The sequence below is a fragment of the Bacillus sp. FSL K6-6540 genome, from assembly GCF_038007545.1.
Window position 1 is genome coordinate 2,991,748 of sequence record NZ_JBBOXH010000001.1, and the last position, 20,813, is coordinate 3,012,560.

Below are 20,813 nucleotides of genomic sequence, written 5' to 3' on the forward strand. Positions count from 1 at the left end.
GATTAGCGGCCATCGATTGGAGATTTCAAGGGGATGTGATCATGTTGGAACGATGGAAAGGGATGCTTTATTTAATGGGGGCTTTCACGCTGGCAGGAACCTCTGTCATCACGGCGTGGCTGTTGAACGGAAAGTTAGGAACTTTTACCATAACGGCGGCCAGCTTATTGCTGGCTCTGTTATGCATGCTTCCTCTTTGCATGATGGATTTGAGGAGAACGGTTGGCAGGCTTTCATGGGGTGAATGGGGGTATCTGTTTTTTCAGGCGCTCTTGGGTATGTTTCTGTTCCGGATGCTTCTACTGCATGGCCTTCTTCATACTAGCACGGCAGAAGCCGGAATACTCACGGGGACTACGCCCGCTTTTACCGTGATGTTGGCATTCATGCTCCTGAAGGAATCGGTTAGCGGCAGCAAGCTGGCAGGCATTCTCAGCACGGTAGGAGGCATCCTCGTATTACAAGGAATGCTCACGCCCGGCCTTTCTTTCAAGGTGCAGCACATATACGGGAACTTGCTGGTGCTCTGCGCGGCTCTAAGCGAATCCGGCTTTAACCTGCTCTCACGTATCGGTTCGGTGAAGCAAACGGCTTCCCCAAACCATGCCATGCATCCTGTTGTCCAAACGACGCTCGTCTCGGCGATCGCCTTCCTATTATGCTTGATTCCCGCAGGTTTCGAGGATCCTGTCAATTCTTTGGCCGCCATCGGGTTACGAGAATGGCTGGCACTGATATGGTATGGTCCGATCGTGACGGCCGTGGCGTTCATCATGTGGTATGCCGGCATCAAGCGCTGCCATGTTTCAACAGCTGCCGCTTTTTCCGGCTTGATGCCTTTCACGGCTCTATTGTTATCTGTCATCATACTAAAAGAACCCGCAGGATGGGAGCAATGGGGAGGAGGGATCCTGGTCGTTCTCGGTATGTTCCTTATTGGCAGGCAGCAGGCCAAAAGCCCTTCTTCGGCCAAACCGCTTCAAGGAAAAGTTTGAAAGGATAAAATTGGGTTATAGATTATACAAGCGGATATCATATAGCAATGATAGGAGTGATCAGGATGGAGAAGTTATTGGTTAAGTTATTAGTCCATGGTGCGATGATCACGGCCATCATCGTCGGGCTATCAAATGCCACGTTTGCATCAGCCGTGATTGCTGCGCTGGGAATAGGCGTTGCATCTTATCTGGTTGGTGACCTATTGATTCTTCCAAGGACCAATAATATGGTAGCAACCTTCGCGGACGCGGGGCTGGTGCTTGTCATGCTCTGGCTTATTGGCGAATTGGCGAACTGGACACTTGAATTCCCGGTGATTCTACTCATCGTGGCGTTAGCGGGAATCTTTGAATATTTCTTCCACATCTGGCTCCTGCGTGATCATCAGCCCGTCAAGAAGCAGCAGGCTTAGCAATGATCCAATAGTTTGCAAAAAAACAGTGAAAGCACTCTGAGCTTTATCAGCTTAGAGTGCTTTTGTGTTTAAACGCTATTTTTACTCGGGTCTCTTGATTTGAAGTGGTGGCGGAATAAGCCAGCCTTTTTCCTTATTCATCTGAAGGATTCGCACACCCTGCGCCGTCTTGGCGAGATGATATTTAGCGAATAATGCACCGATATCCTCCCGGATCGATTGTCCCATGATTTGGCTGCATGATACCAGTCCGAGTGAGGTATCCGCTGCGATTTTGGCCGCGATTTCCGGATCCGTGAATCTTGCGCCAGCCGGAATATCCTCAAGTTTGACAGAGGGTCTTTCGGGAAGCCCCGGTGCAGGCGGGATTCCGTTGTCGGTAAGCAGCTCATCGCATTCTTTAATCTCGAGTTTCGCCTGATCCAGCAGATCATGAAGAATTTTTTTAAGGTCTTTATCTCCCGCGTGATTCAAATAAGCCTCGTAGCAGGATACCATGCCTTTTGCCAGCATCGAAGCTGACCATACGCTAAATATTTCCCCATAATGCATGGGCTCATTTTTAGGATTACCGCTTAAAATTCCCAATCTTATTCGCTCCTTTAATATTTATCCAAACAGAGTCATTATGTACAGGAGATTATTTTTTCATTCTTTTCTAAAAAACAAAACGGGAGTCTCGGGCGTTTGCAGGAAATCATTGTATCGGGTGCAGGCGCATGGAACAAGAGAGGCCAACGCAAACTGGATGCGTGACAATATAGAAGAAGCGGAGGATATCCACATGTATTTTTACAAAGAGGATCTGATTAACCTTATCGTTCCGGATAAACCAGATCCCGCAGCTGCCAAAGTCCTGCAAGAAACGTTAGGCGGCCGGTTCGGCGAAATGCGGACGATGATGCAGTTTTTCTTTCAGAGCAGCAATTTTCGAGGAAAGGCAACGCAGTACCGAGACTTGATCCGCGGCGTTTTTTTGGAAGAAATCAGCCATGTCGAATTGGTTCAACATACAATCAACCAGCTGCTTACCGGTGCTGGAGCAGAAGGAGCGGGTAATTCCGGCACGGATGCGGCCCCGCTGAATGAAGCGATCCAATATGCCAATCCGCATCATTTTATTATGGGAGCCCAAAGTTCTTTGCCTGTGGACGCCGCCGGAAATCCGTGGACGGGAAACTACGTGTACGATCACGGCAATCTGGTAGGTAATTTGCTCGATAATGTCGTACTCGAATCTACGGGAGTGCTTCAAAAAACACGGATTTATGAGATGAGCACGAACAAGGCCTTCCGCGAAACGTTGGCTTTCCTCATCGTGCGGGATAATGCACATCAAAATGCTTTTGCGAAAGCTTTGGAGACGCTTGGCGTGGAATGGGGTAAAATATTTCCTGTACCGAATTATGACATCCATAAATACCCGGAATGTCAGAAATACGTTGATATGGGCTTCCATAATGCTCAGTTCAATTTCAGGCTGGATGACACACGCATCGGCGAAATATTTAGCGGTCAAACACCTAGCAGAAACGGCGGGGAATTACAAGTGGTTCAACCGCCGGAGGGTTTTCCGTTACCTGAGATGCCGGAGCTGGCCAACGAGCATGCACCCGGTTTATACGATTTGAAGCAGTAAGTCTGCATCCGTTCGGATATGCAGGTTATTGAACAAAAAGAGGCAGTCATCGGGCTGCTTCTTTTTTGCGTAGTTCTGATGCGTCTGAAGTCATGAGAGTTATTGTCTTTTTGTGATTATGACCTACCTAGGTTTATATAAAAAATAATTATAATCATACGGTTTATATATAAGAGTTTGTCGAGGATGATACCCTTGAGTACAAGGAGGGATTTGGATTGAGTTTATTTCCTGTCACTTACTCGCTTCTGTCTAAACAAGCGGTAGGGTTACATATCCAACACCATTATGAGATCGGTTCCGTTGTGAAAATTCAGTATTTCTTGCGGGGGATGAACGATACGTACGCAGTAGAAACAGATGTTGATAAGTATATCTTCCGTATCTATAGGGCTGATCGAAGAAGACGGCCTGACATCGAGTTTGAATTGGATTTGCTGCGGTTTCTCCGTGCGAACGGGATCAGCGTGTCAGAGCCCATTCCGGGAAAAGACGGCGCGTACCTTAGCGGGTTTAACGTCATGGAGGGAACCCGGTACGGGGTTCTATTTCAATATGCGGAAGGGCAAGAGATGCCGATTCACGCCGCAGCGGACAGTTACCGGTTCGGTGAATCCATCGGCTATATGCATAAGGCGGCGGATCAATTTGAAAGTCGGTTTGCAAGGGAACGGCTGGATATGGAGTTTCTTATAGATCAGCCTTTATCCATCATCAGATCCTATATGGAGCATCGGTTAACCGATTGTAACTACCTTAGTGACATGGCAACGGAACTTAAGAAACGAATCTCGGAACTCGAAGTTCAAGGTTTAGATTGGGGCGTTTGCCATGGAGATTTGCACGGCAATACGAATGCTGCATGGACACAGGACGGAAAGCTGACCCATTATGATTTTGATTTATGCGGTTACGGCTGGAGAGCTTACGATATTGCGGAGTTTAGGCTGGCCAGAGAAATACATAGCAGACATGACCCGGAGGAAGTGGAAAGATTATGGGACGCTTTTCTGAGAGGGTATTGTAGCGTCAGATCTCTCAGCGAAAATGATCTTGCTGCTGTCCCAGTATTTGTTGCCATTCGGCAGCTTTGGCTCTTTGGTCTATGTTTTCGTGATTCGGAATTTGAGGGCATTGCCGACTTTGATGAAGGTTTTATAAATAGCAAAATGCAGTATTTCAAGAGTTTGGAATATGTCTAGGATGGAGGAAACTATATGAAAGTTACCGTGGAGTTAACCGATGCTTCCACCAAATTTATGATTAACAATCTATATCCGCTATATTTGCACGATCTATCGGAGATATGGGGCTGGAAGCCGAATCGATACGGCGTCTTTGAGGATAACGATACTAGAACCTTATATGATCAGAATCAAGTGTTTGATATATGGTGGGAGAAGCCCTCGGTTTTGTTTCCCTATCTGATTCGAGTGGAAGGTATCCCGGCAGGGTTCGCCCTCGTAGCAACCCCGCCATACACTTTTGGCAGTGAATTTTACATGAATGAGTTTTTTGTTATGAAACCCTTCCGGGGCAAACATGTTGCTGAGAATGCTGCATCGCAAGTGTTCGGTAAGCATGCCGGCAGCTGGGAGGTCCAGACGAATGCCACCGATCGCAATAAGCGGGCGCAGGCATTCTGGAGAAAGACGATGCACAACTATGTTTCGCCCTCTTGCGTGCAGGAATTTGTTGCAACGAGGGACGACAATGAGATGCTAATCTTTCAGTTTGTATCATTGCGGGTGTAAAGTCTGACACACATATATGTTTTCTAAACAAAAGAATGATCGACATGGCGGAAAAACAATTCATACTAGAGGTATGAGTTGTTTTTTATTTATGTTTCGGGTGTCCCTTTTTTGGAAGAAGAGGGGTTATATAAACGTAAAATAAGATTTTCACGGAGGTGCGTCTACGAATTGGATTCGATCGAGGAGTACGTGAGACGCGTTAAGGCTGGTGAGGTGGATTGTTTCGAGCCTATCGTCGAAGCGTACAAAAAACAGATTTACATATACTGCTGCCGCATGCTCGGCTGCAAGCAGGATGCGCAGGATGCCGTCCAGGATATCTTCATCAAAGCGTTTACCAAGCTTAATACCTATGAAGCCAAGGTTTCATTCTCATCATGGTTATACAAGATTGCATACCATCATTGTCTCAATATTCTTCGTAAGCGACGGGTTCGCATGCGAGTAAGCCGGCTGGTCAAACCGGCAGGTTATGCCGATAGCGTGGAAGAGACGCTGGAGCGCAAATGGTTTAGCGAACCGCTGGAATATGCCATGACCAAGCTCTCGGTAGAGGAGCGTAATCTGCTCGTGTTGAGGGTTTTTGAAGATAAACCATTTACGGAGATTGCGCAGATTCTGGATAAGAATCTAAGCGCGGTTAAGAAAAAATATGCTCGGATGAAACTTAAAGTCATCCAACTGATCCAGGAGAAGGAGGGGACGGGGTTATGCGAGATTCGGGACAGCCGGAGCAAGATCGAATTCTGAGAAGCATGGAATTGCACACTGTGGATGAAGAAGTAGACGTGACCCCCGCCATCATGCAAAAGGTGCGTCTAATTCACCGGAAGAAACACGGAAGAAATGACGGCAATCGGAAGAAAACCTTAATGATTGCAATGCTTACTGCGATTTTGATTCTTTCGTCGCTTAGTGTTTACGCAAGTCATTACTTGATACAGATCAAGAACAAGGAAGGTGAAGTCATTCTGTCGACCATCAAGCCATGGAAATATTCCGAATCGGAATATAACGCCGAACGTGTAAAAGAGACGGAAGAAGAGCTGAGAAAGAGGTTAAAGCCGGGAGAACAGGCGGTATTTTATATCAAGGACCTGCATATGACTCCACTCATCAAAGAACAACCACTGAAATATTTTTATATGTTGACTAAGCATTCGAATTATCAGGAACTCGCAAAAGAAATCGAGGAAAAAAACGCTCCAGTGCTTCTAGAGCCAGATTATGTACCGGAAGGGTATCGATTTGATTATGGACAGATTCAAATTAGGAACGAGCCCGTATGGGGTACACCGGAGTATGAAACTCTTCTGAATGAACTCAAAGAGCAGGCGGAGCAGTCGGATGAAGAACAGGGACTGTTCTATAAGATTGTTCCTTGGTTCCAGATTGCATCTACAGGAATGGAATATCGTAAAGGCGAAAACCGGATCAAGATGGTAGCTTTTGCCCGAGAGAAGGGCTCCAAGGCCGGGGTGCCCACAAACCAAGCCGTAAAAATAAAGGTGAAAGGGAAAGAAATGATTTTGTCAGCCAGTCCATCCAGCCCTTCACGCAGTTTGACTTGGTTAAGCGACAGCGAAGAGGTACTGTATATAATTACGGATGACCCAAAGGATCCATTGTCCAAGGATGAGTTTGCGAAGATTGCAGCCGGTCTTGTTTCGGAATAAACGGATATCCAATATTTTTTACAAAATGTCCCTTTTGATGACGGCAAGGTGTTATATGAGATGTTAATAAAACTCAAAAGGCTTTGCCGCCGAAAGGAGCACGAATGGTAACATGATAAAAAACAAGATGAAAGTCGCATTATTTCTCGCAGCCACGATGATGGTCGGATCCGTCAACGCATACGCAGCCAGTACCGAAAGCGTATCGATATCGAAGACGATGTCTGCCAAACCGGAGAAGGGAATCGTTTCATATGACGATCAAATCAAGGACTTGATCAACAGACTTAAGCCAGGTCAGATGATTGCCTACTATACTGCCGCCCAGGAATATAACCGGGCAGATCAAATCTACTTCACATCCAAAGGTTTTGCTTTCACCAAGTATACGGACTATCTGGCCAAATCGAAGGCAATGAAAGCACCGGCCCTGACCAAGCCTGCAGCCTTGCCGAAAGGGTACACTTTCAAGAACGCGGTTGTATACTTAAAGAGTCCTGAAAGAACGTCGAGCCTGTACAAGAAGCTGGACCAGGAATTGAAGGGGAAGGCCGCGAAAGGCGAGAAGTTCGTGTATTCCGACATCATAAAAGCGAATGAAGCGTCCGCTGCGATTCTAAACTATGAGAAAGGCAAAGTAAAGCTTCAAGTCGTAGCGAGTGATATCGTTCCCGAACAGCCAATAGGCGGAACGCCCGTACCGCAGGACAAACCCAACGAATCCAAGGAGACCATTGTCATTAACGGTGTCGAATGTGTCTACACCGCCGACTTGAAGGGAAGGGATCACCTGGATTGGGTGGATGAGGAGCAACAGATTCGTTACAGCATTTGGGCCGAAGACGTCAAGTCTGATATTCTTCGCTTTGCTAAGAATATGCTTGCTCAAACATAGAGGCTTTGCCATAAAATCCAGGTCGATGCAAAAACCCATGTTTTTATTTTTGCTCTAACGTCTAAGCTCTTTCATATAACGAGCATAGGATATTGTGTTCCGAAAATAAAGGAGGTTAGAACCATGGGTGAAGTTGCCGGTTACAATGGCGGAGGATACGGATCGGTTGGAGCGGTGCTGGTTCTCTTTATTCTCTTGGTCATCATCTTGTCTGCTTTCGGATTTGGATTTGGAGTTTAATAGGGTATGAAAAAAACCCGCACCGTTTGCCCGGTGCGGGTTACTTCCGTTCATTGCTATGCATGCCTCCCCATAGGCGAGACCGTATCGCCTTTCGGGGTGGATTCTATAAGCAGGGACAACCATTTGCTATATAACTCCCACGGTTTCCCTGAGTCCAGCAATGCTTTGCAAGTATAAATCCCTTCCTCGACCGACCTGACTTTGTCCGCCAATTGTAGACGTACCGCACCATTCAGCAGCACCTGGTAGATAAATGCGAGGTCCCCTTTGCCTAGCAGAACCTCCGCCGTAGCGTCAGCTTGTTCGGAAGGAGTCCAGCTGATCTCTGGAACCGGCACATCTAGCCCGTACGCTTCGGGATCGATGATCTGGAGACTGGCTTTACCGTTCTCGATCCGGTATGTCCGCGTGGGCCGGTGAATGAATAGTTCATCCGAGCCTTCACTGCCTTGAATAATGATCGCTTTGCGGTAATCGAGTTTCATGATCAGTCGGCTTAACCGGTCAAAGACCGTATTATGGTAAACACCAAAGGTTAAATATGGGGAATGAGAATAATCGACAAACTTTTCCGCCGTGTTGAGCACGGTCCGCATCCCCAGTTCCTCGCGAATCGGGCGAAGTTGCTTAAGCGGAGGGCACCATTCTTCCGCATCTACATATAATACGCCCGTCCGTTTGGCCGCCCGGATGCATGAGTCTTTGGCCAATGCCGGTCCGGTTATTCCTTTCGCCGCGAGTATATCCGACAAGGTAATCCCCCACTTTGGCGGGAGGGATGCAGTCCCGTGCAGTGTAACAGGGAGATCGGCAGCCGCGAGGACAAAAGCAGTGGCTAGCGTCGAGAAAAAAGATGACTTTCTGCCGTCATAAGGACCTGCGCAGTCGATACCCGCATGTAAAAACGAACGGTCCGCATATTCACGACTGACCTTCACGAATGCTTCCAATTCTTCCACGCTTTCCATCTTGATGCGTTCAGCGATGAAAAAGGCGCCGATCTGCGCAGGAGTAGCCTGTGCACCTAGAATCGATGCTGCAGCCTGAAGGGCTTCCTCGTAAGTCAGGTCCCGAGCGCCGCGTTTGCCGCGGCCGACTTCTTTCAATAAGTGGATCATGATTTTTTGGCACCTCCTGAACCGGTCTCTTGCAGCAATTGATACAGCTTAACGATCGAGGTGGCGACGTCCACCATTCTTTTTCTTTCATTCATCGCCTGTTTGCGCAGGACATCGTAAGCTTCGGATTCCGAAATTTGTTTCATTTCGCATAAAATGCCTTTGGCCATATCAATCCATTTTCGTTCTTCAATGCGGGCTAGGAGCTGCGTTTTTTCGTCATGCCACTGTTGACGTTCGTAAAAATGCTTTGAACTAAAATGAAGCGTCCAATGCAGCTCGTGCTCCTTCATGGAGGGGAATAAAAGTCCATCAATTGTAACATCATCTTCACATGCTTCGAGAGATTGCGAAGCGGCATGATCGCTGCACCACCACAGAACCGGCACGCGCTTTTGTTGTTCAAGGGTGCTGCACCATGGCTTGATCGAGGAAACCGGAAGATGGAGAACCGTTCCGTCAGCCTCCATGATTCCGGCCAACGCTTGCTTCTCATTGCGAGCAAGGTGGATCTTATAGCCGTATGAACGAAGGATAAATTCCGGAAGAAGCGCCTTGGCAGCTGTGTCACTTCGCTCTGAAGCAGGGACCGGATGGTGGATAACCAGCAATGAACGCATGGATTGACGCTCCCTTCATAAATGAAATCCTGTCAGAGGTTAAGCTTTAGCACAAAACAGAAACTATGTTAATTTATATAACATAAATCACAAGTAGATGTCGATAATTAATTAATTTTCTTAATTTCGTGTCAAATATATTGACAGAACTCAAATGCGTAGTGTATATTTCCCTCAAGAACTTTATACTTCCCGGATACAACGTTGTATCCCATTAGCGGCAAAGAAGCCTGTTTTCGTTCCCGGTAAGAGTGTGCCAACTCTACTGGATCGAATGCAGGCTATTTTGGTTTTTTAAGATTTGTTGATGGATGAGTATATCGAAGGTGTTAGACGGAGGGAGAGCGAACCATGACAAAAAAGAAGTTAGTGATGATCGGGAATGGCATGGCAGGAGTACGTGCTATCGAGCATTTAATCAAGCTTGCGCCCGAAGCGTATGAGATTACGATATTCGGGGCGGAGCCTCATCCGAACTACAATCGGATCATGCTGTCATCCGTCCTCGCAGGCGGAACCGATCTGAAGGAAATCATTATTAATGACTGGGATTGGTACAAGGAGAACCGGATCCAATTGCATGCAGGACATACGGTGAACCGGATCGACACGCTGCATCGCAAAGTATTCTCCGAGCAAGGAGCTGTCGCTCCATATGATGCTTTGATTATTGCGACCGGCTCCAATCCGTTTATGCTGCCTTTGCCGGGTGCCGACAAGGAAGGCGTGATCGCCTTTAGGGACATCCAGGATTGCGAAACGATGGTGAAGACGTCGCAGCAATATAAGAAAGCGGTGGTCATCGGGGGAGGCCTCTTGGGCCTGGAGGCCGCTCGAGGTCTTCTGCATCTGGGCATGGATGTATCCGTGGTTCACCTGAATCCCTATTTAATGGAACGGCAATTGGACGAGACGGCAGCCAAAATGCTGCAGCGTGAACTCGAAACACAAGGAATGACCTTTTTGCTGAATAAAAATTCGGAATCGATCTCGGGTCGGAAGCGGGTGAGGGCGCTCCATTTTACGGACGGGAGCAGCGTCGAGACCGATCTGATCGTGATGGCCGTCGGGATCAAGCCAAACGTCTCTTTGGCACAGTCCTCCGGGATCGAGGTTAATCGCGGGATCGTCGTTAACGACTATATGGCGACGAACGTCCCCGGCGTCTATGCGGTGGGCGAATGCGCCGAGCATCGGGGCATTGCTTATGGTCTTGTAGCCCCGCTGTACGAACAAGGAGCGGTACTCGCCAAGCATCTGGCAGGTGTGGAGACGAGTGGATATGCCGGTTCCGTCACGTCAACGAAATTAAAGGTATCCGGCGTGGATGTATTCTCCGCAGGTCATTTTGCAGACCCGGAAGGAACCAGATCCATGCGATATCAAGATGAGGTCGAAGGGGTATACAAAAAAATCGTCGTCCGCGAAGACCGGCTCATCGGGGCTGTTATGTTCGGCGATACGGGGGATGGACCGAAGCTGTTTTCGCTCATGAAGAGCGGGGAATCCATCAAGGGCAGAGAGAAAGAGCTTCTGTTAGGCTTCGCGCCTAATGCAGGCGTTGTATCACCGGAGCAGCGGCTGGCTCAGCTGGCGGATGATGAGATCATTTGCGGCTGTAACGGCGTATCGAAAGATGCGATCAAAGATGCCATTCTTACGAAGAACTGCAATACCGTCGCATCCGTTAAAGCTTGTACTAAAGCTTCGGGATCCTGCGGCGGCTGCAAACCTCTTGTCGAGGGACTCGTTCAATTATACGCCGGGGATGCTGCCGGGGAGCCGGTAAAAGAAGGGATATGCGGATGTACTTCGCTGGGGAGAGATGAAATTATCACCGAGATCACCCGTCTTGGACTGGGTACCGTGAAAGAAGTGATGAATGTGCTGGGATGGGACAATCCGGAGGGGTGCTCCAAGTGCCGTCCATCGCTGAACTACTATCTCGGCATGCTGTTTCCGGAATCCTACGTGGACGAGAAGGAATCCCGTTTCACGAACGAGCGGTACCATGCCAACATTCAGAAGGATGGCACGTATTCCGTGGTGCCTCGGATATACGGTGGGGTGACGTCGCCTTCGGAGCTAAAGAAAATCGCCGAGATTGCAGAAAAATTCGATGTGCCGATGGTCAAGATTACGGGCGGACAGCGGATCGATCTACTCGGCGTCAAGAAGGAGGATCTGCCGAGGATGTGGGAGGAGCTGGATATGCCTTCCGGTTATGCTTACGGTAAAGCCCTCCGTACGGTTAAAACTTGCGTAGGGTCCACGTTTTGCAGATTCGGCACGCAGGACTCCATAGGTATGGGCGTGCGTTTGGAGAAAGAATTTGAGCGGCTGAGCACCCCGGCCAAAGTGAAACTGGCGGTTTCCGGATGTCCTCGGAACTGCGCGGAAGCCACCATTAAGGATTTTGGCGTTGTGGCAATTGATGGCGGCTGGGAATTGCACGTCGGCGGCAATGGAGGCGTTCATGTCCGGGCCACGGAATTGTTATGCGTCGTAAAGACCGAAGACGAGGTGGTCGAATGGGCCGGAGCCTTTATCCAATATTACCGCGAAAACGCACAATGGAATGAACGGACGTCGGTTTGGATCGAGCGAGTGGGCCTGGACCATGTGAAAAAAGCATTGGAGAAGAAAGAGGACCGCGCCGCTCTTGTTTCCAGAATAAAGCTGGCTTTAAGCAAGCAAAAGGATCCGTGGAAGGAGATTACGTCAGACAGCGGGCTTCGTAAAAATTTCGTGCCTTTGCCTGACGCCGAAGCTGTGACGAAATAGGGGGAGAACCAATATGGCGAAACTGCATGTAGGATATGTGAACGAAATCGATCCTAAGGGATCAAGAACCATTGAAATCGGGGGAACGGAAATTGCGCTGTTCCGCTTGTCGGACGGGAATATTCTGGCCGTCGAAAACAAGTGCCCGCATAAAGGAGGCAAGCTTTCGGAAGGTATGGTGTGCGGGAAGCAAGTGCACTGTCCACTGCATGATTGGAAAATCGATCTGTGCAGCGGACAGGTTCAAGAGCCGGACACGGGTCATGTAAACACTTATCAGATTGAAGTGGATCCGGCAAGCGGCGCGATTTACTTGCTGGATCGTACAGCTTAAGGCATTGTCAGTCATATTCCGCTGTCATGTTTGAGGCTGTCTTAAATGTTAAGGATTGATTTCATTAGAAGGAGTAGACCGACATGGATTATGTGAAACCGGATCAGGAGATGCATGACATGATCGAGGCTGAGGCCGCGAAGGCGCGGCTGAAGACTTCGCAGATGCTTATTCGCGGCATACTGTCCGGCGCTATCCTGGCATGCGCCACCACGCTAGCATTTACAGCTTCGACTCAAACGAATATCCCGATGGCGGGCGCGCTCCTATTTCCGGTTGGCTTTGTCATCATTGTAGTGCTGGGCTTAGAGTTGGTCACCGGAAGCTTTGCACTCTTACCGTTAGCCGTCCTGCAGAAGAAGGCGTGGCTCTGGAATCAAATCCCCGTGCTTATAGGTAACTTTATCGGCGGATCGGTATTTACCGGGGAGATGCTGTACTTTGCCCGATATGGATTCGGCAAGAGACGCGGGGTTGCGCGGATGGCGACCGGCTATTCAGGCCGCAGAATAATGGAGGCGACGGCAGTTTCCGTCGAGAACAGACGATGAGGCCGGGCATGGTGTATATCGTCGGCGCAGGTCCGGGAGACCCGGAGCTGATCACACTGAAAGCCCTCCGGCGTATCCAGGAAGCGGACGTCATCATGTACGATCGGCTGGTGAACGATGAGCTGTTGAGTTACGCGAAGAAGGATGCTTTGCTTGTATACTGCGGCAAGGCACCCGGACGCCATTCTCTTCCGCAGGAAAGGATCAACGAGAACATGGTGGCCTTTGCCCTTGATGGTCATCATGTCGTCAGACTCAAGGGAGGCGACCCGCTGATTTTCGGTCGAGGGGGAGAGGAAGCATGCGAATTGGCTGCACGCGGCATTCCCTTCGAATTCGTACCAGGCGTTACCTCGGCGGTGGGCGCTTCCTCGTCCGCAGGAATTCCACTGACTCACCGCGGAGCCAGTACCTCGGTTGCTTTTGTCAGCGGAACGAGCTGCCATGGTAATGAGCAGAGCGTGAGGTGGGACTTGCTGGCGCACAGCGTGGATACGCTTGTGGTGTACATGGGTGTCAGCAGAATGGACGGCATCTGTAAAGAGATGATCGCTCATGGCAAGCAGCCGTGGACTCCCGCTGCCATCGTCGAGCAGGGAACCAGGGCGGAAGAGAGAATCTTCACGGGTACGCTCGGAACCATCTACAGGATTTCTCATCGGATGAACGTGAAAAATCCGGCCCTGCTGATCATTGGAGAAGTGGTGCGGGTCAGAGAGCAGCTCCTGAAACTGGCGGCGGAGGCGCAGGAGAAGACCGGTTAACCCTTGTGCAGATATGAGGAAATGTATGCACAGCCTACAATTACGCTAGTGCGATACGAAGATACTTTTAACCATGGAGTGAACCCTTCTTGATTTGGGGTTCACTTTATTTTGCTGTGGAACATGTTAGCGGGGATGGGAAGGCATACAATAATACGGACCTGGCATTCGAGAATAGCCGATTCTATGCCGTCGTGAGAGGAAAACGCTTACACAGCAAAGAATATCATGTTAACGCCATCTGTAACGATCAAGCTGGAGTGAAGTTGAAATTACTTGTTTTAGAAAAGGGAAAGAACGGGGGAGACGCATGAAATATGACGTCATCGTGGTAGGAGCCGGCTTATCGGGTCTCGTAGCTACCGCCGAAATGGCCGAGGCCGGCAAGCGGGTGCTGCTGCTTGACCAGGAACCGGAAAGCTCTATTGGCGGGCAGGCATGGTGGTCTTTTGGCGGTTTATTCCTTGTCGATTCGCCTGAGCAGAGAAGACTGGGGATCCGGGACTCCCGTGAACTGGCATGGCAGGATTGGCTGGGAGCCGCTGGTTTCGATCGGGAGGAGGACGAGGATCTGTGGGGGCGAAAATGGGCCGAGGCCTATGTCGACTTTGCCGCCGGCGAGAAGCGGGCATGGCTGCATTCGTTAGGAATTCGGTTCTTCCCAGTCGTTGGCTGGGCGGAACGCGGCGGATATCTCGCCGAGGGCCACGGCAATTCCGTGCCGCGTTTTCACATTGTGTGGGGAACAGGGCCAGGTGTCGTACAACCATTTGAGTCCAGGGTCAGAGACGCCATCCGTTCCGGCGTAGTTGATTATCGTCCGCGTCACCAAGTCGATGAGCTGATTACGCGCGAGAATGCCGTCACTGGAGTAAGGGGTTCGGTACTTGCACCGAGTTCGGCCCGCCGGGGCGAAGAAAGCTCCCGCGAGGTCGTTGGCGACTATGAATATTATGCGGAGGCTGTGGTTGTCTCCAGCGGAGGCATCGGCGCCAACCACGAGCTGATCAGGCAGCATTGGCCGTCCCGGTTAGGCGAGCCTCCACGAGCGATGCTCTCCGGCGTTCCCGCGCATGTGGACGGACGGATGCTGGGAATAACGGAGCAAGCCGGCGGGCGGGTCGTCAATCGAGACCGGATGTGGCACTACACGGAAGGGATTAAGAACTGGGACCCGGTATGGTCCAAGCACGGCATCCGGATACTGCCGGGTCCATCGTCAGTATGGCTTGATGCCAAAGGGCAACGGCTTCCTGCTCCGAATTTCCCGGGTTTCGATACGCTGGGAACCCTGAAAGCCATTCAGGATACGGGCTTTGACTATTCCTGGTTTCTTCTGACCAGAAAGGTCATTGAGAAGGAATTTGCCCTGTCCGGCTCGGAACAAAACCCGGATTTGACCGGCAAGAGCATCCGTAAAGTGCTGGGAAGAGCAGGCTCGGGCATTCCTGGCCCTGTGCAGGCATTTCTGGATCACGGCGAGGATTTTGTTGTCGCCGATTCACTGCCCGAGCTTGTGGACGGCATGAATAAGCTTGCAGGCAGCGACCTGGTCAAGCTGGACGATTTGAAGCGTCAGCTTGCCGCCAGAGACCGCGAGATGGACCAGGCTTTTACCAAGGATCTGCAGATTACGGCGCTCCGGGGAGCAAGGAATTATATAGGCGATCGCTTGGTGCGCGTAGCCAAGCCGCATAAATTTCTTGATCCGGCCCATGGTCCATTGATTGCGGTGCGCCTGCATATTCTTAGCCGGAAAACACTGGGCGGGCTTCAAACGGATCTATCGGGGAGGGTGCTGAGTGGATCCGGCGAACCGGTTCCCGGGCTCTACGCGGTTGGGGAAGCGGCCGGCTTTGGTGGTGGGGGCGTTCATGGTTACCGTGCATTGGAGGGAACGTTTTTGGGTGGCTGCCTGTTTACGGGAAGGCAGGCGGGGCGGTGCATTGCACAACTGTAAAGTTCAGGAGGTCGTCCATCCTTGGAAAATTGTGCAAGAGGCCCCTTATCGTTGTCATCCTCTTCCCAGCCATAATAATGAAACAGCCTCCCATCGAAGTCGAAAGGAGGCCGTTTTCAGTTATGGCTTAAGGAAGGATGTTGCCGGCCGCGCGGTAAATGGCGTACCATTCCTCGCGAGTCAGCGTGACCTCGCCTGCTTTGATGCAGTCTTTCAAACGGTTGATATTCATCGTTCCGATGATGGGCTGCATATGTGCAGGATGGCGAAGAAGCCAAGCAATGGCAATCGTCGTATTGGTGACGTTATATTTCTCAGCGATTTCATCGATCTTCTGGTTAAGCTCAGGGAACTTGTCGCTTCCAAGGAATACGCCTTCGAAGAACCCGTATTGGAAAGGCGACCAAGGCTGAATCGTAATGTCGTGCAGTCTGCAGAAATCCAGAACGCTGCCATCGCGGTTAACCGCGGCGTCGTTCTCCATATTCACGTTGATTCCGCTTTGAATCATGGTGGTATTCGTGATGCTAAGCTGCAGCTGGTTGGCTACGAGCGGCTGCTTCACTGCTTTTTTCAAGAGCTGGATCTGCATCGGATTCTGGTTGGATACGCCGAAATGACGCACTTTCCCGGAGCTTTCGAGCTGATCGAATGCTTCAGCCACCTCTTCAGGCTCAACCAAAGCATCCGGACGGTGGAGCAGGAGAACGTCGAGATATTCGGTACGAAGTCTTTTGAGGATGCCGTCGACGGAATTCAAGATATGCTCTTTGGAGAAATCGAACATGCCCTGACGGATACCGCATTTGGATTGAAGAATGATTTTCTCCCGGACTTCCGCATTCATATGTATCGCATCTGCAAAAATCTCCTCGCAAGCTCCGCCGCCATAGATGTCGGCATGGTCGAAGAAGTTGGCTCCTTCCTCCAGTGCGGATTGCACGAAACGTTCGGCTTCGGCTTTTTCCAGCGAATTTATGCGCATGCAACCAACGGCTACAACAGGTACTTCCAGTGAACTGCTTCCTAGTTTCATCGTTTTCATGATTGCGGTCCTCCCATTCAAAATAGGTTAATTGTACGGCCGCCGCGCTATAATGCAGGGGCAGCCGAGAACGTGTAAGCGAACGACTAGATGAATAGGTTCATGCTGACAGTCTCTAATGTATTGTGACATGCAGACGGCGCAATGTACAAGCTTTAATTTTCTCTCCCATGCAGCAATGTGGGTTCTGGATCCCACATGCGATTTCGGAAGCGTCCTTGGATTCACCGCATCCTAATGTAAGGCCTTTACTTTTCGAAGCGATCCGGCTTGAACAGCTCCGGCTGATCCCATAGGCCGGGATGATGGTTCGTTCCGTATAAATGGTCTCTTCCGATTTGAACAATTTCACACCGCTGTTCTCAACTATCATAATCCAAGCCAAAAGTTGAAACCGGGCTGCTCCCTTGCAGGATTCCCTTGCGTTGACGAGAATTCATTAGGTAATAATTCAAAAAGATGAACCCAGGAGGTTAAGAAAATGGCTGCAGAAGTAACCAGGGTGTACAAAGAACAGATCCCGTCAGCGCGCTTGATCGGCAAATGGTATACGGACGAGCATCGAAATGCGGCAGGAAGCTTCGCGGACCAGTGGGAAGAATGGTTCGCCAATGGCTGGTTCGAAAAGATCGGGCAGCTTGGTTGTTTGCCGGAATCGGAGGGTGCTACTTATGGTCTTATGCGAATGAACGGGATTCAGTTTGAATATTGGATCGGTATGCTTTTTCCGAAGCATATCGAAGTGCCGGAAGGATTTGACCATGCGGATCTGGAAGAAGGCGCTGCGGGGATATGTTGGTTATATGGCAAGGATAACGGGGAGCTATTCGGTATGGAGCCTCATAAACGATGCATGGCGAAAATCGCCGAACAAGGCTGGAGCTTGGACGAGAACCCGTGGTTCTTTGAACGTTATCATCCAGTCCGTTTCATGACGCCGGATGAGCAGGGGAATGTCATCTTGGATTATGGCGTTTATTTGAAATGAGACGTTCGATTCGCTAGGGATGAATGAGAGCCGCTCCAATGGAGTGGCTCTTAACCGTTCTTCTGATTCAGTTAAACAAACTACACGCCATACTCGAGCTCGCTGTTTCTGTGGAAATGCTCGAGTCGCCGGTGCATTCACTGCGATATACGGAACATTTAGATTCATGCAGGGCTTAGCCTCTACTCACGAATTTCTTTGCATTGTCTACGTTCAGCTTTTTAACATGTTGAGTTAATAGATTCTTGTCACTGACGATCCAGGTGTGATTGGTGGAGTTGCGTCTTCGATTCGCTAAGAAATGATACGGACTTCCCGAGTATATTCTATAGTTACGAGCTATACAATCAGCACAAAGTTTGACGCACTCGCTGCGATTTTGATTCGGGAACGCTACTTGATCAAATACATGCCGTTTAACCAGCAAGGTCGCCCCTTGAACAAGGGGAACCCATTGATTGGCCATGTTAGGGTAACGGTGCAGAAGAGCTTTTTGCCCGGCAAGCTGCATGAAGTGCGCTCTCTTTCCTACAATATCAGCCCGAGTCTTGATCATGAGACGGACGCTTTCGTTCAAATAATCAGGTGCGTAATAGTCATCATCGTCAAATTTAGCAATGAGGCCGTGTTGGGAGACCTTTACTCCATAATTAAGGCAGCTGCCCAGTGATAATCGTTCCGGTTTGCTATATATTCTGACGTTGTGATATGACTTGGCTGCCATTTGATATTCCGATAGCTTGAGACTGCTATGATTTAAGATGACGATTAACTCTTTGTTCCTGTAATTCTGTCTGGCGTAATTCTCCAACAGATTGTGCAGGCATTCCGGTCTTTTGGTACAGGTGATGATCGATACGGCAGGCTGTGATGGGGATGATGACCGGTGCGTCATGCTCGACTGCCTCCGGTCGTCCGCTGTACGAATTTTTTGAAATCTCGCACATTCGGAACTTTAGGGTGCTTGGCCATGAGTTCCTGATCGCTAATGATCCATGTATGACCGGATGAATTTTTCCGCCGCACTGCCGTAAAATGATACTTGTTGCCGGAATAGACTTTGAAGCCCTTGCTTTTACTTCTTGTGCAAAAAAGATCGTCTTCACCGACGTTTTGATTCGGAAAGCGTACTTTGTTAAAGACGTTCTTCTTAAATATGAGCGTAGCCCCCGGCAGCATGGTTACGGTTCGATTTTCATCGTTAGGAAACCGTAGAATTAGAGTTTTGGAGCCTTGTAAATACATATAATGTGCACGTTTCCCTATAATATCAGCGTTCGATCTTCTTAACGACTTCAGGCTGTCCGACAAATAGTGGGGGGCGTAATAGTCGTCATCATCGAATTTGGCAACGATGCCGTATTTCGTTTTGCTTACGGCGTAATTTAGGCACGCACCCAAAGTGACATGCTCCGGCATGCGGTAGATTTGTATGTTTCGATGCTTGTTGGCGATTTGCTGGTAAGGAGAGAGGGCGATTGTACTATCGTTGACGACGATAATGAGCTCTTTCTTGGCATGGGATTGTCTAGCGAAATTATGGAACAAGTTTTTAATATAATTAGGGCGATTCGTACAGGTAATAATGGATACGCCTTGCGTTTTGGATGAATTGTTGAAGCTTGCTGCCATTCCATCACTCTCCTTATCTATGAGGATAATTTCTATATCACAATAGAGTATGTAAAGTATAAATAGAGGTAACGGCATTACGACTCGACCAACTTTTAAAATTTTTATAGCAGGAGGGCATTGCATTACAGATCTTGTTTGTCTATAATGGATGTCATAAGTCCATAATATGATTTGTCCTTGGCATTCTTCCTTGGGCAAAGAGGAAATAAACAAGAAGTCATGTCTTCTTCCGTTTATATTATGGACATTAAAGATCCAGAAGGGTGATGGTGTGCATGACGGAGCAATTGCATGATGTCGTTATTATCGGCGGAGGTCCGGCAGGATTGAATGCTGCGCTGGTATTGGGAAGAGCGAGGAAAGACGTGGTGTTGATTGACGAAGGAAAGCCGCGAAACAGGGTTACGCGGGAAACCCACGGTTTTCTTACGAGAGACGGCACAAGCCCATCGGAGTTTCGCCGCATAGCAAGAGAACAGATTACCGCCTATCCCTCCGTCCGCTTCGTAGAGAATACAGCTGCCGCCGCAGAGGGAGTCGACGGTGATTTCCGGATTACCACGGGAGAGGGAACGATATACCGGAGTAAAAAGCTGCTGTTCGCCGTTGGGAAGAAGGACAGCCCGCTGGATATTAACGGATTAGCTGATGTATACGGAAAGAGTGCCTTCGTCTGCCCATACTGCGATGGATGGGAATTGCGGGATCAACCGCTCGTCGTCATTGCCAAGGGGGCGGGGGCGCTGCATTTTGCCAAAGTGATCGCAGGGTGGAGCGACCGGTATACCATCTGTACGAACGGACCGGATGAACTGACGGATGAACAACGGCAGGAATTAAAGGATCATGACGTCTCTCTATTCAACTCCCCGATTCATCGCATTGAATCGAACGAGGGGATGGTGCGGCAAGTCGTATTGGAGGATGGAGCGGTCATTCCGTGCACGGGCATCTTTTTCGCGCCGAAGCTGGTCCCTGGTTCTGAATTGCCTGCGGCTGTAGGCTGCGATATCAATGAAGGTGGAAGTGTGGTCATTGATGCCTTCGGTAAAACGAGCGTGCCTGGCATCTACAGCGCCGGTGATGCAGCCACCGAGATGTATCAGGCCATTGCGGCCGCTTCGATGGGAGCCATGGCAGCGGCCTCCATCAACGGCGAGCTGCTTAACGAACGATGGAATCGTTAATCCGTGAGTATACGAGAGGCAGGCTTTGGTTAGCATCCAAGCCTGTTTTTTCGTTCCTAGGGGATTTTTTAATTCTAAATCATTCTTACACTCCGGATTGGGGTCATTTATCGGCTATGATGAAATTATCAAGTACAAGGAAGGGTGTTTACGATGAGAACAACAATGGAGTTTATCATGAATCAAGTTTGGAGGGATATGAA

22 protein-coding genes are annotated in these 20,813 nt (G+C 49.5%); 16 read left to right on the top strand and 6 right to left on the bottom strand.

Features of this window, described 5'->3' with window-relative positions; translation table 11 throughout:
• Positions 1 to 41 precede the first annotated feature (41 nt).
• Both MHH82_RS13445 and MHH82_RS13450 read left to right on the top strand, forming a co-directional pair.
• Positions 42 to 995, top strand: coding sequence for a DMT family transporter (locus tag MHH82_RS13445; RefSeq protein WP_340966143.1), 954 nt, complete (start codon positions 42 to 44; stop codon positions 993 to 995).
• A 65-nt stretch (positions 996 to 1,060) separates the two neighbouring features.
• Positions 1,061 to 1,411 (top strand): DUF2512 family protein, encoded by a 351-nt coding sequence (locus tag MHH82_RS13450; RefSeq protein ID WP_340966145.1) that lies wholly within the window; start codon positions 1,061 to 1,063, stop codon positions 1,409 to 1,411.
• Between the two features lie 84 nt (positions 1,412 to 1,495).
• On the opposite strand, the gene MHH82_RS13455 is transcribed toward MHH82_RS13450, so the two are convergent.
• A complete protein-coding gene (locus MHH82_RS13455) occupies positions 1,496 to 2,002 on the bottom strand; it encodes a DUF3231 family protein (RefSeq protein ID WP_015734872.1) in 507 nt (168 codons plus the stop codon).
• A 196-nt stretch (positions 2,003 to 2,198) separates the two neighbouring features.
• On the opposite strand from MHH82_RS13455, the gene MHH82_RS13460 reads away from it, so the two are divergent.
• From MHH82_RS13460 to MHH82_RS13490, 7 genes are all read left to right on the top strand, one after another.
• On the top strand, positions 2,199 to 3,053 hold the full coding sequence (locus MHH82_RS13460) for a manganese catalase family protein (protein ID WP_340966148.1): 855 nt from the start codon (positions 2,199 to 2,201) through the stop codon (positions 3,051 to 3,053).
• A gap of 218 nt (positions 3,054 to 3,271) precedes the next feature.
• Positions 3,272 to 4,255 (top strand): phosphotransferase, encoded by a 984-nt coding sequence (locus MHH82_RS13465; RefSeq protein WP_340966150.1) that lies wholly within the window; start codon positions 3,272 to 3,274, stop codon positions 4,253 to 4,255.
• 15 nt (positions 4,256 to 4,270) lie between these two features.
• The gene (locus tag MHH82_RS13470; protein WP_251494955.1) at positions 4,271 to 4,807 is read left to right on the top strand and encodes a GNAT family N-acetyltransferase; all 537 of its coding nucleotides are present in this window, start codon (positions 4,271 to 4,273) and stop codon (positions 4,805 to 4,807) included.
• A gap of 171 nt (positions 4,808 to 4,978) precedes the next feature.
• A complete protein-coding gene (locus tag MHH82_RS13475) occupies positions 4,979 to 5,560 on the top strand; it encodes an RNA polymerase sigma factor (protein WP_036663473.1) in 582 nt (193 codons plus the stop codon).
• Entirely contained in the window at positions 5,521 to 6,486 is a 966-nt protein-coding gene (locus MHH82_RS13480; protein ID WP_251494961.1) for a hypothetical protein, read from the top strand. Before MHH82_RS13475 ends, MHH82_RS13480 begins: the two co-directional genes overlap by 40 nt.
• Before the next feature lie 112 nt (positions 6,487 to 6,598).
• Positions 6,599 to 7,381, top strand: a complete 783-nt coding sequence (locus MHH82_RS13485; protein ID WP_340966154.1) for a hypothetical protein — start codon at positions 6,599 to 6,601, stop codon at positions 7,379 to 7,381.
• A 123-nt stretch (positions 7,382 to 7,504) separates the two neighbouring features.
• The gene (locus MHH82_RS13490; protein ID WP_009593567.1) at positions 7,505 to 7,621 is read left to right on the top strand and encodes a hypothetical protein; all 117 of its coding nucleotides are present in this window, start codon (positions 7,505 to 7,507) and stop codon (positions 7,619 to 7,621) included.
• A 56-nt stretch (positions 7,622 to 7,677) separates the two neighbouring features.
• On the opposite strand, the gene MHH82_RS13495 is transcribed toward MHH82_RS13490, so the two are convergent.
• Positions 7,678 to 8,742 carry an anthranilate phosphoribosyltransferase gene (locus MHH82_RS13495; RefSeq protein WP_251494967.1) on the bottom strand — a complete coding sequence of 355 codons (1,065 nt, stop codon included), beginning with the start codon at positions 8,740 to 8,742 and terminating at the stop codon, positions 7,678 to 7,680.
• Entirely contained in the window at positions 8,739 to 9,362 is a 624-nt protein-coding gene (locus MHH82_RS13500) for an ANTAR domain-containing response regulator (RefSeq protein WP_015734881.1), read from the bottom strand. Before MHH82_RS13500 ends, MHH82_RS13495 begins: the two co-directional genes overlap by 4 nt.
• A 351-nt stretch (positions 9,363 to 9,713) precedes the next feature.
• On the opposite strand from MHH82_RS13500, the gene nirB reads away from it, so the two are divergent.
• From nirB to MHH82_RS13525, 5 genes are all read left to right on the top strand, one after another.
• On the top strand, positions 9,714 to 12,146 hold the full coding sequence (gene nirB, locus MHH82_RS13505) for a nitrite reductase large subunit NirB (RefSeq protein ID WP_145035917.1): 2,433 nt from the start codon (positions 9,714 to 9,716) through the stop codon (positions 12,144 to 12,146).
• A 13-nt stretch (positions 12,147 to 12,159) separates the two neighbouring features.
• Positions 12,160 to 12,480 (top strand): nitrite reductase small subunit NirD, encoded by a 321-nt coding sequence (nirD, locus tag MHH82_RS13510; RefSeq protein ID WP_015734883.1) that lies wholly within the window; start codon positions 12,160 to 12,162, stop codon positions 12,478 to 12,480.
• An 83-nt stretch (positions 12,481 to 12,563) separates the two neighbouring features.
• Complete coding sequence (locus MHH82_RS13515; protein ID WP_145035919.1) at positions 12,564 to 13,031, top strand: formate/nitrite transporter family protein; 468 nt, start codon at positions 12,564 to 12,566, stop codon at positions 13,029 to 13,031.
• A gap of 8 nt (positions 13,032 to 13,039) precedes the next feature.
• A complete protein-coding gene (cobA, locus tag MHH82_RS13520; protein ID WP_015734885.1) occupies positions 13,040 to 13,795 on the top strand; it encodes a uroporphyrinogen-III C-methyltransferase in 756 nt (251 codons plus the stop codon).
• A 310-nt stretch (positions 13,796 to 14,105) separates the two neighbouring features.
• Positions 14,106 to 15,755 carry an FAD-binding dehydrogenase gene (locus tag MHH82_RS13525; RefSeq protein WP_145035923.1) on the top strand — a complete coding sequence of 550 codons (1,650 nt, stop codon included), beginning with the start codon at positions 14,106 to 14,108 and terminating at the stop codon, positions 15,753 to 15,755.
• A gap of 127 nt (positions 15,756 to 15,882) precedes the next feature.
• Here MHH82_RS13525 and MHH82_RS13530 read toward each other — a convergent pair whose 3' ends face one another.
• A complete protein-coding gene (locus tag MHH82_RS13530) occupies positions 15,883 to 16,800 on the bottom strand; it encodes an aldo/keto reductase (RefSeq protein ID WP_036663464.1) in 918 nt (305 codons plus the stop codon).
• 481 nt (positions 16,801 to 17,281) lie between these two features.
• On the opposite strand from MHH82_RS13530, the gene MHH82_RS13535 reads away from it, so the two are divergent.
• On the top strand, positions 17,282 to 17,788 hold the full coding sequence (locus MHH82_RS13535; RefSeq protein WP_340966162.1) for an AraC family transcriptional regulator: 507 nt from the start codon (positions 17,282 to 17,284) through the stop codon (positions 17,786 to 17,788).
• A 175-nt stretch (positions 17,789 to 17,963) separates the two neighbouring features.
• On the opposite strand, the gene MHH82_RS13540 is transcribed toward MHH82_RS13535, so the two are convergent.
• Positions 17,964 to 18,683 (bottom strand): glycosyltransferase family 2 protein, encoded by a 720-nt coding sequence (locus tag MHH82_RS13540; RefSeq protein ID WP_340966163.1) that lies wholly within the window; start codon positions 18,681 to 18,683, stop codon positions 17,964 to 17,966.
• Positions 18,680 to 19,420, bottom strand: coding sequence for a glycosyltransferase (locus MHH82_RS13545; protein ID WP_145035929.1), 741 nt, complete (start codon positions 19,418 to 19,420; stop codon positions 18,680 to 18,682). The genes MHH82_RS13540 and MHH82_RS13545 overlap by 4 nt, the downstream gene beginning before the upstream one ends.
• Before the next feature lie 278 nt (positions 19,421 to 19,698).
• On the opposite strand from MHH82_RS13545, the gene MHH82_RS13550 reads away from it, so the two are divergent.
• Positions 19,699 to 20,610 carry an NAD(P)/FAD-dependent oxidoreductase gene (locus MHH82_RS13550; protein WP_340966168.1) on the top strand — a complete coding sequence of 304 codons (912 nt, stop codon included), beginning with the start codon at positions 19,699 to 19,701 and terminating at the stop codon, positions 20,608 to 20,610.
• The last annotated feature ends 203 nt before the right edge of the window (positions 20,611 to 20,813 follow it).

Coding starts and splice junctions, on each gene's coding strand:
- MHH82_RS13550 (WP_340966168.1), top strand. CDS start 19,699: ATGACGGAGCAATTGCATGATGTCGTTATTATCGGCGGAGGTCCGGCA.
- MHH82_RS13540 (WP_340966163.1), bottom strand. CDS start 18,683: ATGACGCACCGGTCATCATCCCCATCACAGCCTGCCGTATCGATCATC.
- MHH82_RS13480 (WP_251494961.1), top strand. CDS start 5,521: ATGCGAGATTCGGGACAGCCGGAGCAAGATCGAATTCTGAGAAGCATG.
- MHH82_RS13495 (WP_251494967.1), bottom strand. CDS start 8,742: ATGATCCACTTATTGAAAGAAGTCGGCCGCGGCAAACGCGGCGCTCGG.
- nirB (WP_145035917.1), top strand. CDS start 9,714: ATGACAAAAAAGAAGTTAGTGATGATCGGGAATGGCATGGCAGGAGTA.
- MHH82_RS13515 (WP_145035919.1), top strand. CDS start 12,564: ATGGATTATGTGAAACCGGATCAGGAGATGCATGACATGATCGAGGCT.
- MHH82_RS13450 (WP_340966145.1), top strand. CDS start 1,061: ATGGAGAAGTTATTGGTTAAGTTATTAGTCCATGGTGCGATGATCACG.
- MHH82_RS13535 (WP_340966162.1), top strand. CDS start 17,282: ATGGCTGCAGAAGTAACCAGGGTGTACAAAGAACAGATCCCGTCAGCG.
- MHH82_RS13485 (WP_340966154.1), top strand. CDS start 6,599: ATGATAAAAAACAAGATGAAAGTCGCATTATTTCTCGCAGCCACGATG.
- MHH82_RS13490 (WP_009593567.1), top strand. CDS start 7,505: ATGGGTGAAGTTGCCGGTTACAATGGCGGAGGATACGGATCGGTTGGA.
- MHH82_RS13470 (WP_251494955.1), top strand. CDS start 4,271: ATGAAAGTTACCGTGGAGTTAACCGATGCTTCCACCAAATTTATGATT.
- MHH82_RS13525 (WP_145035923.1), top strand. CDS start 14,106: ATGAAATATGACGTCATCGTGGTAGGAGCCGGCTTATCGGGTCTCGTA.
- MHH82_RS13530 (WP_036663464.1), bottom strand. CDS start 16,800: ATGAAAACGATGAAACTAGGAAGCAGTTCACTGGAAGTACCTGTTGTA.
- MHH82_RS13460 (WP_340966148.1), top strand. CDS start 2,199: ATGTATTTTTACAAAGAGGATCTGATTAACCTTATCGTTCCGGATAAA.
- MHH82_RS13500 (WP_015734881.1), bottom strand. CDS start 9,362: ATGCGTTCATTGCTGGTTATCCACCATCCGGTCCCTGCTTCAGAGCGA.
- MHH82_RS13545 (WP_145035929.1), bottom strand. CDS start 19,420: ATGGCAGCAAGCTTCAACAATTCATCCAAAACGCAAGGCGTATCCATT.
- MHH82_RS13445 (WP_340966143.1), top strand. CDS start 42: ATGTTGGAACGATGGAAAGGGATGCTTTATTTAATGGGGGCTTTCACG.
- nirD (WP_015734883.1), top strand. CDS start 12,160: ATGGCGAAACTGCATGTAGGATATGTGAACGAAATCGATCCTAAGGGA.
- cobA (WP_015734885.1), top strand. CDS start 13,040: ATGGTGTATATCGTCGGCGCAGGTCCGGGAGACCCGGAGCTGATCACA.